Annotated in this window: 16 protein-coding genes; 12 read left to right on the forward strand and 4 right to left on the reverse strand. The window is 71.6% G+C overall.

The window, feature by feature from the left end:
- Window positions 1–76: 76 nt before the first annotated feature.
- Both AAHG09_RS17225 and AAHG09_RS17230 read right to left on the reverse strand, forming a co-directional pair.
- On the reverse strand, window positions 77–1,600 hold the full coding sequence (locus AAHG09_RS17225) for an aldehyde dehydrogenase (RefSeq protein WP_342108674.1): 1,524 nt from the start codon (window positions 1,598–1,600) through the stop codon (window positions 77–79).
- A gap of 59 nt (window positions 1,601–1,659) precedes the next feature.
- On the reverse strand, window positions 1,660–2,292 hold the full coding sequence (locus AAHG09_RS17230) for a GntR family transcriptional regulator (RefSeq protein WP_342108675.1): 633 nt from the start codon (window positions 2,290–2,292) through the stop codon (window positions 1,660–1,662).
- A gap of 126 nt (window positions 2,293–2,418) precedes the next feature.
- Here AAHG09_RS17230 and AAHG09_RS17235 point away from each other — a divergent pair, with 126 nt between their 5' ends.
- The 6 genes from AAHG09_RS17235 to AAHG09_RS17260 all read left to right on the forward strand — a co-directional run bounded on the left by AAHG09_RS17235 (window position 2,419) and on the right by AAHG09_RS17260 (window position 9,053).
- Complete coding sequence (locus AAHG09_RS17235; protein ID WP_342108676.1) at window positions 2,419–3,231, forward strand: alpha/beta fold hydrolase; 813 nt, start codon at window positions 2,419–2,421, stop codon at window positions 3,229–3,231.
- Between the two features lie 153 nt (window positions 3,232–3,384).
- Window positions 3,385–4,599, forward strand: coding sequence for an ABC transporter substrate-binding protein (locus AAHG09_RS17240; protein WP_342108677.1), 1,215 nt, complete (start codon window positions 3,385–3,387; stop codon window positions 4,597–4,599).
- 31 nt (window positions 4,600–4,630) lie between these two features.
- On the forward strand, window positions 4,631–5,389 hold the full coding sequence (locus AAHG09_RS17245) for an SDR family oxidoreductase (protein WP_342108678.1): 759 nt from the start codon (window positions 4,631–4,633) through the stop codon (window positions 5,387–5,389).
- A gap of 485 nt (window positions 5,390–5,874) precedes the next feature.
- The gene (locus AAHG09_RS17250) at window positions 5,875–7,800 is read left to right on the forward strand and encodes a heavy metal translocating P-type ATPase (RefSeq protein ID WP_342108679.1); all 1,926 of its coding nucleotides are present in this window, start codon (window positions 5,875–5,877) and stop codon (window positions 7,798–7,800) included.
- Between the two features lie 102 nt (window positions 7,801–7,902).
- Window positions 7,903–8,715 carry a universal stress protein gene (locus AAHG09_RS17255; RefSeq protein WP_342108680.1) on the forward strand — a complete coding sequence of 271 codons (813 nt, stop codon included), beginning with the start codon at window positions 7,903–7,905 and terminating at the stop codon, window positions 8,713–8,715.
- Complete coding sequence (locus AAHG09_RS17260) at window positions 8,715–9,053, forward strand: c-type cytochrome (RefSeq protein ID WP_342108681.1); 339 nt, start codon at window positions 8,715–8,717, stop codon at window positions 9,051–9,053. Before AAHG09_RS17255 ends, AAHG09_RS17260 begins: the two co-directional genes overlap by 1 nt.
- A 51-nt stretch (window positions 9,054–9,104) precedes the next feature.
- On the opposite strand, the gene AAHG09_RS17265 is transcribed toward AAHG09_RS17260, so the two are convergent.
- Both AAHG09_RS17265 and AAHG09_RS17270 read right to left on the reverse strand, forming a co-directional pair.
- Window positions 9,105–9,314: a hypothetical protein gene (locus AAHG09_RS17265; protein ID WP_342108682.1), complete on the reverse strand. Its 210-nt coding sequence runs from the start codon at window positions 9,312–9,314 to the stop codon at window positions 9,105–9,107.
- A gap of 16 nt (window positions 9,315–9,330) precedes the next feature.
- Window positions 9,331–10,191 (reverse strand): universal stress protein, encoded by an 861-nt coding sequence (locus tag AAHG09_RS17270; RefSeq protein ID WP_342108683.1) that lies wholly within the window; start codon window positions 10,189–10,191, stop codon window positions 9,331–9,333.
- A gap of 260 nt (window positions 10,192–10,451) precedes the next feature.
- On the opposite strand from AAHG09_RS17270, the gene AAHG09_RS17275 reads away from it, so the two are divergent.
- From AAHG09_RS17275 to AAHG09_RS17300, 6 genes are all read left to right on the forward strand, one after another.
- On the forward strand, window positions 10,452–12,002 hold the full coding sequence (locus tag AAHG09_RS17275) for a PAS domain S-box protein (RefSeq protein WP_342108684.1): 1,551 nt from the start codon (window positions 10,452–10,454) through the stop codon (window positions 12,000–12,002).
- The gene (gene fixJ / locus AAHG09_RS17280; protein WP_342108685.1) at window positions 11,992–12,600 is read left to right on the forward strand and encodes a response regulator FixJ; all 609 of its coding nucleotides are present in this window, start codon (window positions 11,992–11,994) and stop codon (window positions 12,598–12,600) included. The genes AAHG09_RS17275 and fixJ overlap by 11 nt, the downstream gene beginning before the upstream one ends.
- Window positions 12,601–12,719: 119 nt before the next feature.
- A complete protein-coding gene (locus AAHG09_RS17285; RefSeq protein WP_342108686.1) occupies window positions 12,720–13,214 on the forward strand; it encodes a response regulator transcription factor in 495 nt (164 codons plus the stop codon).
- A gap of 221 nt (window positions 13,215–13,435) precedes the next feature.
- Complete coding sequence (locus AAHG09_RS17290) at window positions 13,436–13,660, forward strand: hypothetical protein (RefSeq protein ID WP_342108687.1); 225 nt, start codon at window positions 13,436–13,438, stop codon at window positions 13,658–13,660.
- 121 nt (window positions 13,661–13,781) lie between these two features.
- Window positions 13,782–14,486 carry a helix-turn-helix domain-containing protein gene (locus AAHG09_RS17295; RefSeq protein WP_342108688.1) on the forward strand — a complete coding sequence of 235 codons (705 nt, stop codon included), beginning with the start codon at window positions 13,782–13,784 and terminating at the stop codon, window positions 14,484–14,486.
- A gap of 32 nt (window positions 14,487–14,518) precedes the next feature.
- Window positions 14,519–14,866 (forward strand): DUF1476 domain-containing protein, encoded by a 348-nt coding sequence (locus AAHG09_RS17300; RefSeq protein ID WP_342108689.1) that lies wholly within the window; start codon window positions 14,519–14,521, stop codon window positions 14,864–14,866.
- Window positions 14,867–14,929: the final 63 nt, after the last annotated feature.

The raw sequence follows: 14,929 nt of genomic DNA on the forward strand, positions 1-14,929 counted from the left end.
TTTCCTTCCGGGGGAGGGGCCGGCGCGGAAGGGGTCCGTCTCGCGCGGACCTCGCATCCCCCCGCGCCGTGGTTCGTCAGTTCAGGCGGCGCTGTCCGGCCGTGTCGCGGTACCAGTCGAAGGGCCCGTCGCCGGTGGCGACCATGACGCTCTTCACGTCGAAATGGTCGTTGAAGCTCTCGATGCCGCATTCGCGGCCCAGCCCGCTGTCGCCGACGCCGCCCCAGGGCGAGGCCGGGTCGAGGCGGTGGTGGTCGTTGATCCAGACGATGCCGGCCTTGACGGCGTGCGCGACCCGGTGGGCGCGGGCGACATCCCGGGTGCGCACCGCCGCGGCGAGGCCGAAGGGCGAGTCGTTGGCGAGCCGGAGCGCGTCGGCCTCGTCCTCGAAGCGGGTGACGCTGGTGAACGGCCCGAACACCTCCTCCTGGAAGATGCGCATGTCGGCCCGCACGTCGGCGAAGACCGTCGGCTCGACGAAGTAGCCGCCCTCGAAGCCCGGCACCTGCGCGGCGCGCCCGCCCGCCACCGCGCGGGCGCCCTCGTCGCGGCCGTAGCCGGCATAGGCGAGGACGCGGTCGCGCTGGCGCTCGGAGATCACCGGACCGAGCTGCGTCGCCGGGTCGAAGGGGTCGCCCAGGCGGATCGCGGCGGTCTTGGCGGCGAGCCGCTCCACGAACTCGTCGTAGATCGAGGCCTGGACGAGGTGGCGGCTGCCGCACACGCAGGTCTGGCCGGCGCCGATGAAGGCCCCGAAGGCCGCGTAGTTCACCGCCCGCTCGACGTCGAAATCGTCGAACACCATCACGGGCGTCTTGCCGCCGAGCTCCATGGTCTGGTGCGCGAAGACCTTCGCGGCCGCCGAACCCGCGATCCGTCCGGCCTCGGTGCCGCCGGTGAGCACGAGCTTGTTGATGTCGCGATGCTCGGCGAGCGCCTTGCCGGTGGAGGCGCCCAGGCCCAGCACGATGTTGAACACCCCCGGCGGCAGGCCGGCCTCGGAGAAGATCTGCGCGAGCTTCAGGGTCGTCAGCGGCGTGTACTCGGAGGGCTTGACCACCGTGGTGCAGCCGGTGGCGAGCACCACCGCCAGCGACTTGCACAGGATCATCAGCGGGTGGTTGAACGGCGTGCAGTTCGCCACCACCCCGATCGGCGTCCTGCGGGTGTAGTTGAGGTAGTTGCCCTCCACCGGGATCACGTCGTCGCGGCGCGCCAGCGCCACGCCCGCGAAGTAGCGGAAGAAGTCCGGCAGCCGGGAGAGCTGCGCCCGGGTCTCGTTGACCGGCCGGCCGTTGTTGGTGGTCTCCAGCCGATAGAGCGTGTCGAGGTTGGCCTCGAAGGCGTCGGCGAGCCGGTTCACGAGGCGTGCCCGGGCCCGGATGTCCATGCCGCCCCACTCCTTGCCCTCGAAGGCGGCGCGGGCCGCGCGCATCGCCCGGTCGACATCGGCGGGACCGGAATTGGGGATCCGGGCGATCACCGCGCCGGTGGCGGGGTTGCGCACGTCGATCAGCGCGCCGTCGCCGGCCTCGACCTCGCGCCCGTCGATGAAGTTGCCCCGTGTCTCGACCGAGGGTGCCGGCGCGTGCAGGGTCATGGCGTCTCTCCCGTATCGTTTCGGACCGCGTCCCGGGCTTCGCGCCGGGGCGGTGCTGCTCAGAGGACGATCGCGCTGCGCTCCAGCGCGGTCAGGATGCGTCGCTCGGCCTGGCCGACATGCTCGCGCACGAGGCGCCGCGCACCGCGGCCGTCGCGGCGCTGGAGCGCGTCGATGATGCCGGCGTGCTCGGCCACCAGCTGCGCCGGATCGCGCCCGCGGATGCCGTCGAGACTGACGCGCACCAGCCGGTCCGCCTGCTCGACGAGATCGCGCACCGTCGCGGCCATGCGGCGGTTCCCCGACGCCTCGGCCAGCGCGATGTGGAAGGCGCGGTTCTCCGCGATGAAATCGGCGCCGTCGTCCGCGGTGCGGTAGGCGTCGAGCGCGGCGAGGACGGCATCGGGCGCGCTGGCCGCCGCCTCGGCCGCGCAGGCCGGCTCGAGGGCGAGGCGCATGCGCAGCAGATCCCGCGCATCGGCGACCGAAATGGCGTTGATCTGATATCCCTGCCGCGCGTGAACCGTCACGAGCCGCTCGCGCTCCAGGCGCAGCAGCGCCTCGCGGACCGGCTGGCGGCTGACGGCGTAGCGCTGCGCCAGTTCCTGCTCGCGCACCTCGGCGCCGGGCCGCAGGATGCAGGCCAGGATGTCGGCGCGAATCGCCGCGTAGATGTTGTCGCGAAGCAGCACGGATATCCCCGCTCGATCGACACATGCTGCCATTCGTGAAATATCACGTCAACCGGATTGCGGCTGAACGCGCCGAATGCGACAGCCTTATGAAACGGTCCGGCCGAGGCAACGGGGAGGTCAGGGATGCAGGCGCTGTTCGCGGACAAGCAGGTGGCGATGACCGCATCGGGCGAGGGGCCGCCCCTGGTCCTGCTGCACTCCCTCCTCGCCGATGCCACCAGCTTCGATCCGGTCGTCACCGCGCTCGGCCGCGACTTCCGGGTCCTGGTTCCCGAACTCCCCGGCTTCGGCCATTCGGCACCCGCCCCGGGCGGCCTCGAAGCGGTCGCCGACCGGGTCGCCGCGGCGGTGCGCGAGGCCACGGGGGGGCGGCCGGCGGCCGGGCTCGGCAACGGTTATGGCGGCTTCGTGCTGCTGCTCTGCGCCCTGCGCCACCCGACGCTGTTCGAGCGCCTCGTCTTCGCGGATTGCGGGGCCTGCTTCTCCGAGCCGGGCCGCGAGGCGTTCCGCGGCATGGCGCGCGTGGCGGCCGAGAAGGGGCTGCCGGCGATCGCCGATACGGCCATGCGCCGCCTGTTCGCGCCCGCGTTCCAGGCCGCCCATCCCGCCCTGATGGCCGAGCGGCGGGCTGCCTTCCTCCGGACCGATCTCGCCGTCTTCCAGGCTGCGTGCGCGGCCCTGGCGGGGCTCGATCTCCGGGCGCGTCTCTCCGAGATCCGTGTGCCGGCGCTCGTGCTGGTCGGCGAACATGACGAGGCCACGCCGCCCGCCATGGCACGCGAACTCGCCGCCGGTCTCTCGAACGCCCGGTTCGTCCTGCTTCCGGACTGCGCGCACGTCCCGCAGCTGCAGAGGCCCGAGATCTTCGAGGCGGAGGTCGCCGCCTTCCTTCAGCCGCAGGTTCAGCCGCTGGTTGAGCCGCATGCCGTGAGCTGAGGCCGCGTTGGCCGGCCCCGCGAGCGGTCACGCAGCGCCGGTCCGTGCCGAGCCCGGTCAGGGCCGGATCCCGGCGCGGACCGGCGCTTGACGCTGGGATACCAAGCGTGCCTCCTGGCCTGAACAATAATCTTTCGCGGAGGACGGTCTGCCATGGCGTTGAACCGGTGCTGCCTGATCTCAGCCGCGATCAGCCTGGCCGCCCTGGCGTGGCCCGCCCTGGCCGAGCCGCTCCACGTCAAGGTCGGCGTCCTCAACGACATGTCGGGCGTCTACGCGGATACCGGCGGCAAGGGCTCCGTCGTCGCCGCCCAGATGGCGGTCGAGGATTTTGCCAAGACCAACCCGGACATCCAGGTCGAGATCGTCTCGGCCGACCACCAGAACAAGCCGGATGTCGGCGCTGCGATCGCCCGCCAATGGTACGACCGCGACGGCGTGGACGCGATCCTCGACGTGCCGACCTCCTCGGTGGCGCTGGCGGTGAGCCAAGTCACCCGCGAGAAGAACAGGATCTTCATCGATTCGGGGGCCGGGACCACGGAACTCACCGGCAAGCAATGCTCGCCGAACACGATTCAATGGACCTACGACACCTACGCCCTGGCGCACGGCACGGCCGGCGCCATGCTGAAGCGCGGGGGCGACACGTGGTACTTCCTCACGGCCGACTATGCCTTCGGCCTCTCGCTGCAGAACGAGGCCACGGCGGTGGTCGACAAGGGCGGCGGCCGGGTCCTGGGCGCCGCCCGGGTCCCATTCCCCGCCACCGATTTCTCCTCGTTCCTCCTGCAGGCGCAGGCTTCGGGCGCGAAGGTGGTGGGTCTGGCCAATGCGGGCGGCGATACGGTCAACGCCGTCAAGCAGGCGCACGAGTTCGGCCTGACCGACGGTGGCCAGAAGCTCGCCGCCCTGCTGATCTACGCCGTCGACGTCCACGCGATCGGTCTGCAGACCGCGCAGGGGCTGGTGCTCACGGAATCGTTCTACTGGGATCTCAACCCGGGGACGCGGGCCTTCTCCGAGCGGTTCTACAAGCGCAACGGCAACAGCATGCCGACGATGAACCATGCCGGCGTGTATGCCGGTCTCCTGCACTACCTGAAGGCCGTCGCGGCGACGAAATCGACGGACCCGCAGGCGACGATGGCCTGGATGAAGGCCAACCCGACGGACGATCCGCTGTTCGGCAAGGGGATTGTCCGGGCGGATGGGCGCAAGACCCACCCGATGTACCTGTTCGAGGTGAAGGCGCCGTCCGACTCGAAGGGCCCGTGGGACCTCTACAAGCTCCTCGACACGATCCCCGCCGACCAGGCTTTCCGCCCCCTGGCCGACGGCGGCTGCCCGCTCGTGGGCAAGCCGTAGGGACGGGGCCGCGGGCACAGGATCGACCGACATGATGCGCGATCTCACCGGGCAGGTCGCCTGGGTCACAGGGGCCGGATCCGGCATCGGCCAGGCGGCCGCTCTGGTCCTGGCGCGGGCCGGGATGCGCGTCGCGCTCACGGGGCGGGGACGGGACAACCTCGAGTCCACGGCGGATCTCGTCCGCGCGGCGGGCGGCGAGGCGCTGGTCGCGCCTGCCGACATGGGCATGGCCGACGCCGTGCAGCGTGCCTGGGAGGCCGTTCACGGCGGCCTCGGACGCTGCGACGTGCTGGTGAACGCGGCGGGCCTCAACGTGCCGCAACGGGGCTGGAGCGAGATCACGCCGTCGGGCATCGACGCGGTTGTCGGTGCCAACCTCAACGGCCCCTTCTACGCATCCCGGGCGGTGCTGCCGACGATGCGCGCCCAGGGGGGCGGCCTGATCATCCACATCTCCTCGTGGGCCGGCCGTTACGTGTCCAAGCTGACGGGACCCGCGTATTCCGCGGCCAAGCACGGGCTTGTGGCGCTGTCGGAGAGCCTGAACCAAGAGGAATGCGGACACGGCATCCGCTCCTGCTGCATCTGTCCCGGCGAGGTCGCGACGCCCCTCCTCGAGAAGCGGCCGGTGCCTGTGACGGCGCAAGACCGCGGGCGGATGCTGCAGGTGGAGGATCTCGGCGAGACGATCCTGTTCGTCGCCCGCCTGCCGAACTCCGTCTGCATCAACGAGATCCTGATCAGTCCCACGTGGAACCGCGGCTATCTCGAAGGCATCAAGCTCTGAGCGATCGAACTGAGGATTTGCGAGCAGAATCCCGGGGCGCGCGGGCTGACCGGGGCGGGGTGGCGAGCCTGCGCCGAACCGATCCTGACGGATCAGCACGATCCAAGCGGATGATTGGTCGATCCTGAGCGCGACTTTGGCCATTGACCTGTTCCAGCGGATCGTGTGGCGCCATCCAGCCCCGAAAGGGAGCACCGTGCTACCCGAGCTTCAGCCGCGACATGGTGCTGAGGTTTCCGCATGCCCGCCTCGCGTTCGCCGAAGGTCGGCGGGGCGCGGAGGATTTGACGCGCCGCACGCGGGTTCGCCGATCATGCAGCAACGCGATTCGGTGCAGCTTCGGCGCTCGGGCCCGCCATCCCGTCACGACCGGCACCATGGAGGCGGGCGGGTCCCCCAGGAACCGCCGGGACGTGTTGATCCAGCGCAAGGCCTCCCGAGCCGGGCCAGAGTCATCTCGGAGGTTGGAACGGACGGGAACGGACATGACGACGGCGGCCGTGGACTTGCCCGGGACGAAACGACCGGCGTATGCGGCATGGCTGCCGGGCCTGCGCGGATGGTTGGCCCTCCTGCCTCTGGCCGGTCTCTGCGCCGGCGTCGCCGCGCAGGCCTTCGGCCGGGTGGACATCGCCGCGGCGGCCTGGACCCTCGCGACGCTGGCGGTCCTCGGGGTCCTGATGATCCAGGTCGTGACGAGCCTGGCGAAGGGAGACGTCGGCCTCGACCTCGTCGCCCTGCTCTCGATGGGCGGCGCGCTCGCCCTGTCGCAGCCGCTGGCCGGTGCCGTCATCGCGCTGATGTATGCGGGCGGCCAGTCGCTGGAGGCGTACGCGTCCGGCCGCGCCGGTCGGGCGATGACGGCGCTGGTCGCGCGCCAGCCGCGCACCGCCATGCGCGAGGACGGCGGCGTGCTGACGGAGGTGCCACTCGCGGCGCTGGTCCCGGGGGACCGCATCCTGGTGCGCGTCGGCGACGTCGTGCCGGTGGACGGACGGGTCGCCGGGGGCCGCGCCGTGCTCGACCGTTCGAGCCTCACCGGCGAGGCGCTGCCCGTCACCGCCCGCGCGAACGAGCCCGTGCTGAGCGGGACCGTGAACGCGGGCACGCCGTTCACGCTGGTCACGGAGCGGCCCGCGGCGGAGAGCACGTATGCCGGGATCGTCCGCCTCGTGGAGGCGGCACAGGCCCGGAAGGCGCCGATGGCCCGCTTGGCGGACCGGTACGGGCTCGCCTTCCTCGTGCTGACGCTGCTGCTGGCCGGGGGCGCCTGGCTCGCCACCGGCGACCCGCTCCGGGCGCTGGCCGTGCTGGTCGTCGCCACCCCCTGCCCGCTGATCCTGGCGGTCCCCGTCGCCCTCGTCTCCGGCCTCTCCCGCGCGGCCGGCATCGGCGTGCTGATCAAGGGCGGCGGCGCCCTGGAGATGCTGGCCAAGGTGCGCGTGCTGGTCATCGACAAGACCGGCACGCTCACCCACGGCAACGCCCGGTTGACCTCCGCGCGCACCCTCGGCGCCCGCGACGAAGGCGAGGTCCTGCGGCTCGCGGCGTCCCTCGAACAGGCCTCCGGCCACCCGCTGGCCCGGGCCTTGATCGAGGAGGCGGCCCGGCGCGGCCTGCCACTCGCGCAACCGGGGGGCGTCGAGGAAATGCCCGGGGAAGGCGTGTCCGGCTCGGTGGAGGGGCGCTCGGTCGCCGTCGGGGGGCCGCATCTCATGCAGATTCATGGAATCGGCTTCCCGGCACCGGTCGAGCCAGGAAGCATCGCAGCGGTCACGTCGACGGTGCTGGTCGCCATCGACGGCGCCCCGGCCGCCGTGTTGGCGTTCGCCGATCCGCTGCGGGCGGACGGCGGGAACGCGCTCCTGGAACTGCGCGCGTGCGGCATCGAGCGTGTGGTGCTCGCGACCGGGGACCGACGGGCCGTCGCGGAGGCGCTCGTCACCGGGCTGCCGGTCGACACGGTCGTCGCCGACCTCGATCCAGTGGCCAAGACCGAGACCGTCGCGGCCGAGCGACGCAACGGACCGGTGATGATGGTCGGCGACGGGGTCAACGACGCGCCCGCCCTGGCGGCCGCCGATCTCGGCGTGGCCCTCGGTGCCCGGGGCGCGGCGGCGGCAGCCGAGGCGGCCGACATCGTCCTGCTGGTCGACAGCCTGGCGCCCCTGCCACGGGCCATCCGCATCGCCAACCGGACCCGCACCATCGCGCTCCAGAGCGTGTGGGTCGGCCTCGGCCTCTCGCTGGCCGGCATGGTCGCGGCGGCGCTGGGACACCTCTCGCCCCTGCAGGGAGCGCTCCTCCAGGAAGCCATCGACGTCGCCGTGATCTTCAACGCCATGCGCGCGCTCGGCGGCGCCGGTGACGGGCGCGCGCACGACGCGTCGACTGCCCCGGACCTTCCGTAAGGCCCGCGGAGCGGCACCGTCGGGCTTGCGCTGGATCAAGGTCGGTCGATCCGCCCCGGGCCAGGCTTCCCGCGCCGGGACCGGCGCACGGTGGAGGTGGCCATGGACTTCGCGAACATCCTCGTTTCCGCCGACCTCGGCGACGCGGCACCGGACCGGGTGCGTCTGGCCGCAGGGTTGGCGCGACGCTTCGCGGCGACCCTCACGGGCGCGTCGGCCCATCAGGTGCCGGCCCCCATCCTGGTCCGCGACGTCTACGACGCCGCCCGGCAGGAAGAGCGCAACGAGGCGCTGGTCCGCGAGATCCTCGAACAGGCCCACGCCATGTTCGAGCGCAGCGCCGGGGAGGAGATCCGCACGGGGTGGCAGGCCGCCCTCGCCGGGCCGATCACGCATCTCGTCGAACAGGCGCGCGCCGCCGACCTCGTCGTCGTGGGCCGACGCGGGCGGGGCGACGCCGACCCAGGTCCGCTGGGCGTGCCGCCCGGGCCGGTTCTGATGGAGGCGGGCCGGCCCGTCCTCGTCGTGCCGCCCCGGCTCGTGCATTTACATGCGGCCCGCATCGTCGTGGCCTGGAAGGACGGCCCGGAGGCGCGGCGGGCCGTATCGGCGGTGCTTCCCTTCCTTCACGGTGCCGACGAGGTCGCGGTCGTGACGGTCGGAGGCGACGGGCGGCACGAAGGGACGAAGGCCGTGGCCGGTCATCTCGCGCGGCACGGCGCGCATGTCACGACCCACCTCCTGGAGGCGACCGGCAGCGACGGCGGCGAGATCCTCGACTTCGCCCTGCGGCAGGACGCAGACCTCATCGTCATGGGCGCCTACGGCCATTCGCGCCTGCGGGAATGGATCTTCGGGGGCGTCACGCGCGAGGTCCTCGAACGCGCGCAGGTCTGTTGCCTGATGTGCCACTGATGCGCTGGTCCCCCGCCATCCTCAGGGTATCGGCGCCGATCATCCTGGCCCTCGCCGCACCGGAGGCCTCGGCCTCCCCGGCGGACCGCGGCCTGGCGTTCGCCCGGGCGCATTGCGGGCGCTGCCACGCGGTCGGCCCGACGCAGACCAGCCCGATGCGCGAGGCGCCGTCCTTCCGCAGTCTCGCCGACCACCTCCCCGTCGGCGACCTCGCCGATGTGCTTGTGGAGGGCGTCGACCGCCGGCATCCCGCCATGCCCGACTTTCGGCTCGCCCCCGCCGATGCCGCCGACCTGACGGCCTGTCTCGAAGGTCTGCGCCATGGATGGCGCCCATAACAGAGGCCGCCGCGGATGCGGTCCGCGGCGGTCTCGATGACGGCGTGCACCTCACTCGACGAAGCCCCAGCCAGCCTCCAGCGCGGCGCGCTCCTCGTCGTTCAGCGGCCCCGGCCATTCGATCCTGTTCGGCGCCTGCACCGGGGGTGGTGCCTCATCGGTCTTCGACCGCGCCGCAGCCGGCTCGGACAGACGACCGCGTCGTCGCGACCGCAATGCCGGGTCGGGCGCGACACTCCGTCGAGGATCTCGCTCGGTCATCGTCAGCCTCCCGGAATCAGCGGGACAGGAGCAGGGGTGCCGGGCTGCCCCGCAGGAAAGAGCGCGTCACGCCACCGAAGAAGTATTCGCGGATCGGGGAGTGCCGGTAGGCGCCCATCACGATCATGTCCGCCCGGAACAGTCCGGCCTGGGCGCGCAACGTGTCGGCGACGCTCTCCCCCCGCGGCAGGTCGTTGACGCTGACGTTGACCCCATGCCGGGCGAGATGGGGCGCGAACTCGGCGCCCGGCACCGCCTCATGGATCTCCGCCTCGGTGCCGACCGAGACGATCTCGACCGACTCGGCCGAACGCAGGAACGGCAAGGCGTCGTTGGCCGCCCGGGCTGCCTGCGCGCTGCCGTCCCAGGCGACGATGATCCGCCGTGCCGCGAAGGCGTCGTGTCCCGGCGGGACGGCGATGACCGGCCGGCCGCTGTGGAACAGCGCCTTCTCGATCATCTCGCGATCGAGGTCGTAGGTCCTGGGGCCGATGTCCAGGACCGTCAGATCGTGCAGGCGCGCACGGGCGGCGAGTCGGTTCACGATCTCCGGATAGGGCAGGCTCGGCGCCTCGGTCGTGCAGACCACGCCGGCCTGCGCGGCATCCCCGGCCGAGCGCTCGGCGACGGAGCGGGCCAGGGCGTCGAGCCGGCGGTCCACGACCGAGACGCCTTCGTAGTCGAACTCGCCGAGCCAGGCGTCGTCGCCCGAGAGCCGCCACGAGGCCGATTGGACGGTGAGGTGGGCGCCTGCGGCCTTGGCCAAGGTCAGGCCGTAGCCGATGGCCGACGAGGCCTCCTCGCGCTCGCCTTCCACGGCGGTCCCGACGAGGACGTCGCGGATGCCCGCGAGGGGCGAAGGGCTGGGTCTGGACATGGGAGTTCTCCGGATTGAGCCGACGCGAAGGTTCCTCCCATCGTGGCGGCACCGCGTTGATCCACCTCAAGCGGCTCCGGCGACGCGGTATCGGTGCCGGCTCGGGCCGAAGAATTACGCGGCGTCGGCCGCGGATACGCACCGGCGGCTGTTCCCCGTAGCGGAATCGCGGTAATGACCGGATTGCGATTCAGACGCCCCACGGGCGACACAGGCGAGATCCATGACGGCCGCGCGCAGGACCTTTCCGGGTGCGCTCGATGACGGACCCCGTCGACATGCCCAGCGCCGACCATTGGCGTGACGTCACGCAGGCGAACGACGAGCTTCGGAAGACCCTCGACGAGGTCGGCATCTGCGTCTGGTCGCTGGACATCCCGACCGGACGGGCCACCGTCTCGCCGACCTGCGCGCGCCTGTTCGGGGTGCCGCCCGAGCGGCTGACCACCTTCGCCGACTCGCAGGCCCTGGTGCACCCAGACGACCGGCAGGCCCGGGCGGACGCAATCCAGCGGGCATTGCGGGATGGCGGAAGCTACGAGGTCGATTACCGCGTCGTGCGGCCCGACGGGCACGTCTGCTGGCTGCGCTCGCGCGGGCAGGTGAGCCTCGACGCGGACGGCCGTCCGGCGCGCCATCGCGGGGTCGTCCTGAGCATCGACGCGCAGAAGCGGGCCGAGGAGGACATCCGGGCGCGCGAGGCGCACCTGCGCTCGATCCTCGACACCGTGCCGGAGGCCATGGTCGTCATCGACGAGGCGGGCCTGATCCACTCGTTCAGCGCCGCGGCCGAGCGGCTGTTCGGCTATGCGGCCCCCGAGGCGGTCGGGCGGAACGTCCGCATCCTGATGCCCGAGCCGATGCAGGGCGAGCACGACGGCTACCTCGAACGCTACCGCCGAACCCGCGAGCGACGCATCATCGGCACCAACCGGGTCGTGACCGGCCGGAGGCGGGACGGCTCCACCTTCCCGATGGAGCTCGCCATCGGCGAGATGCGCTCGGGCGAGCAGGTGTACTTCACCGGTTTCATCAACGACCTCACGGAGCACCAGCGCACCCAGGCCCGCCTCCAGGAGCTCCAGTCCGAGCTCGCCCACGTCTCCCGGCTGAGTGCGATGGGCGAGATGGCCTCCGCACTCGCACACGAACTGAACCAGCCGCTCGGCGCCATCGCGAACTACACCAAGGGTTGCCGCCGCCTGCTGGCACGCCCTGGTCCCGAGGCCATCGCCAAGACGGTGGAGGTCCTCGACAGGGCCGCCGAGCAGGCGCTGCGGGCCGGCCAGATCATCCGGCGCCTGCGCGAGTTCGTTGCCCGCGGCGAAACCGAAAGGCGAGTCGAGCCGGTCGCGAGGCTGATCGACGAGGCTTGCGCGCTGGCGCTGGTCGGGGCTCGCGAGCACGGCATCGTCGCGCGTGTCGCCGTGGACCCGCAGGCCGGCTCCGTCCTCGCCGACCGGGTGCAGGTGCAGCAGGTCCTGGTGAACCTGCTGCGCAACGCCCGGGAAGCCATGCAGCAGGGCGACAGGCGCGAGCTGACCGTGGAGGCGAGACCCCTCGGCCGGGAGACGGTCGAGATCACCGTGTCTGATACCGGTCCCGGCATCGCCGCGGAGGTCGCCGACAGGCTGTTCCACCCCTTCGTCACCACGAAGCGAAGCGGCATGGGCGTCGGGCTCTCAATCTGTCGCACCATCGTCGAGGCGCATGGCGGGCACCTCGACGTCGAACGCAACGGCGTCGGTGGAGCCACCTTCCGGCTGACGCTCCAGGCCGCGCACGAGGGAGACCCGCCCGATGGCAACTGACCTCGTGCACGTCGTGGACGATGACCTCGCCATGCGGGACTCCCTCGGCTTCCTGCTCGGGACCGGGGGGTTCGAGGTGCGGCTCTACGAAGCCGGAGCGGACCTGCTCGACGCGCTGTCGAAGCCGGCCGCCGGATGCGTCCTGACCGACATCCGCATGCCCGGCATCGACGGTTTGGAACTGCTGCGCCGCTTGCGGACAGCCGGGCATACCCTGCCGGTAGTCATGATGACGGGGCACGGGGACGTGCCGCTCGCGGTCGAGGCGATGAAGCTCGGCGCCTGCGACTTCATCGAGAAGCCGTTCGACGACGAGGCGCTCATCCAGGCGCTCAGGTCGGCCTTGGAGCGCGGCGGGGCCGCAGGAGCGGTCGACCCGACGCTGCGGGAGTTCGTGCGACGGGTCGGAACCCTGAGCGAGCGCGAGCGGCAGGTCCTGGACCACCTCGTCGCCGGCCGCACCAGCAAGGAGATCGGTCGGACGCTCGACATCAGCCCGCGCACGGTCGAGATCTATCGCGCAAAGCTCATGGCCAAGACACGCGCGGAGAACCTTCAGGAATTGGTGCGCTGGTCGGTGCTGGCCGGGCTCGCCTGACGCGGGCTTGAGGCAGGTCAAGGCGAGCGCCCGATCCGCGAGCGCATGGTGGCCTCCACTGCGAGCCAAACCGAACGGCGACCGCCATGCCATCGGCCCCTCAGAGCCTGATCTACGTCGTGGACGACGACCCGGCCGTCCTGCACTCCACGCGCTTCCTGATCGAGTGCGAAGGTCACCGCGTCAGGACCTTCGCCGATGGGAGCGCGTTGCTGGCAGCCTTTCCCGGCCCGCGCCCGGCCTTCGTGTTGATCGACCAGGTCATGGCGGGGATGGACGGCCTTGAGGTGTTCGGCCGTCTGCGCAGCCTCGACGCGCAGGTTCCGGTCGTGCTGATCACCGGCCATCCCGACCCGGGCATCCGGACGCGGGCCAGAACCGCGGGCATTCCCGTGATCGATAAGCCGCTCGCGTTCGACGTGCTCCTCGGCCTGCTCGCCGGGAAGCCGATGGTGTTTCGGTCCCCCGAGCCTGAGCGGGAGCGCCGGAGCGGACCCCTTGGAATTGCGTCAGATCAAGGTTGCCCGGTGGCCTCTGTAACAGCCTGGATACCAGCCGGAACGGGGAAGGCGCACGCGGTCCCCTCAACGTGGGCCCTGGGCCGTTCCGCGTAAGCCGCCGCGCCCGCGAAGTCCCGCGGTGGGCTGCACGCGTGAACACCGCCAACCGTCGGCATGATCCGGGCCGGGCCGCCTTCGAACTCCGGCGGCACTTCGTGTCGCCCCGGGCCCGCTCGGTGTGAGGCGCCGTCCCTCGCCGGAGGAGCCGCCCCGGTCCATCCGCCGGGCGCGGCCCCTCCCGGAATCGTCCGACCCATCGCCACCGGAGCGGCGCCATGTCTCCCGACCCCTCGGCGATCCTCCTCGCTTCGACGTTCACCGCCGGCTGCCTCGCCATACACGCCCTTCGGCGTCGCGCCGACGCCGTGACGCTGGTTCTGGGCGTCGTCGCGTACGGGCTTGCCACGGCCCTGTGCTCGCTGGCCGCGGGCCGCAACGGCGTCTTCGTGCTGCACGACCCCATACAGCCATGGGGCCTCGTGACGGTCGCGCCCCCCTGATCGCCGAGCACGCATACGTAATTGCCCTTACGCGGACCTCCTTAAGCGACCGACCGGAATTTTTCAGGACGCCCGGCCCCGGCAATCTCCCGCCATCCGATGTCGGACGAGGAGAGATGCGATGGCCGCCGAGATCACCCAGTCCCCGACCTCGCCTTCGCCCGCGACCGCGCCCGCGACTGCGAGCGTCACCGTCGGCGGCAAGCCCGGGATCGCCCTCTTCGCCGGCTGTCCCGAGCTCATCGGCACCCCGTTCGCCTACGACCGCGAGGAAGAGATTTACGGCGAGGGCGAGGACGCCGAGTTCGTCTACAAGGTCGTCCGCGGCGCGGTGCGCACCCACAAGGTCCTGAACGACGGCCGACGCCAGATCACCGGCTTCCACCTGCCCGGCGACCTGTTCGGCCTGGAGCAGGGCGAGAGGCACCGGCACACGGCCGACGCCCTGTCGGACACCCAGGTGCTGATCTTCAAGCGTCGCGGGATCGAACGCGCCGCGACCCGCAGCGCCGAGGTGGCCTGCCAGCTCTGGGCCTTGGCGGCGAGCGGCCTTCGCTACGCCCAGGACCACATGCTGCTGCTCGGTCGGCGTTCGGCGGTGGAGCGCGTCGCGACCTTCCTGATGGAGGTGGACGAGCGTCTCGGCGGCACCGGCACCTTCGCGCTGCCGATGACCCGCCGCGACATCGCGGATCACCTCGGCCTCACCATCGAGACCGTGTCGCGGACCTTCTCGCAACTGGAGGAGGACGGGGCGCTTCTGCGCGCGGGCGGACGTCAGGTCAGCCTCCGCCGCGCCCGGCTCCGACGCGTTGTCGAGGATTGAACACCACCCAAGCCGATATCGGGGAGGAGACCATGGCCACGACATTCGACGCGCGCGAGCGGGCCTACGAGCAACGTTTCGTCCTGGAGGAGGAGGCGCGCTTCCACGCCCGCAACAGGCGCAACCGGCTGCTGGCCACCTGGGCCTGCGAACGGATGGCCCTGAGCGGACCGGCGGCCGAAGCGTACGTCACCGCCTTCACGGATTGTGCCGTCGTGGCCGACGACGAGGCGGTGATCGCGCGGCTCCAATCGGACCTGGCGGCCGCGGGCATCGGGGCGACGCTTCCGCACCTGCGGACGGAGATGGAGCGCTGCGCCGCCGTGGCGCGGGCCGAGCGGCGCGTGGGTGTTGCGCTGGATCAAGGCTCCTCCGCCTAGGCCGGGCAGGATCACCCGGCCGCAGCCCGCCACGCCGCCCGTCAAAAACGGGAGAGACGCCAT

Origin of the sequence: Methylobacterium guangdongense (assembly GCF_038442355.1) — a bacterium.
Classification (GTDB): Bacteria; Pseudomonadota; Alphaproteobacteria; order Rhizobiales; family Beijerinckiaceae; genus Methylobacterium; species Methylobacterium guangdongense.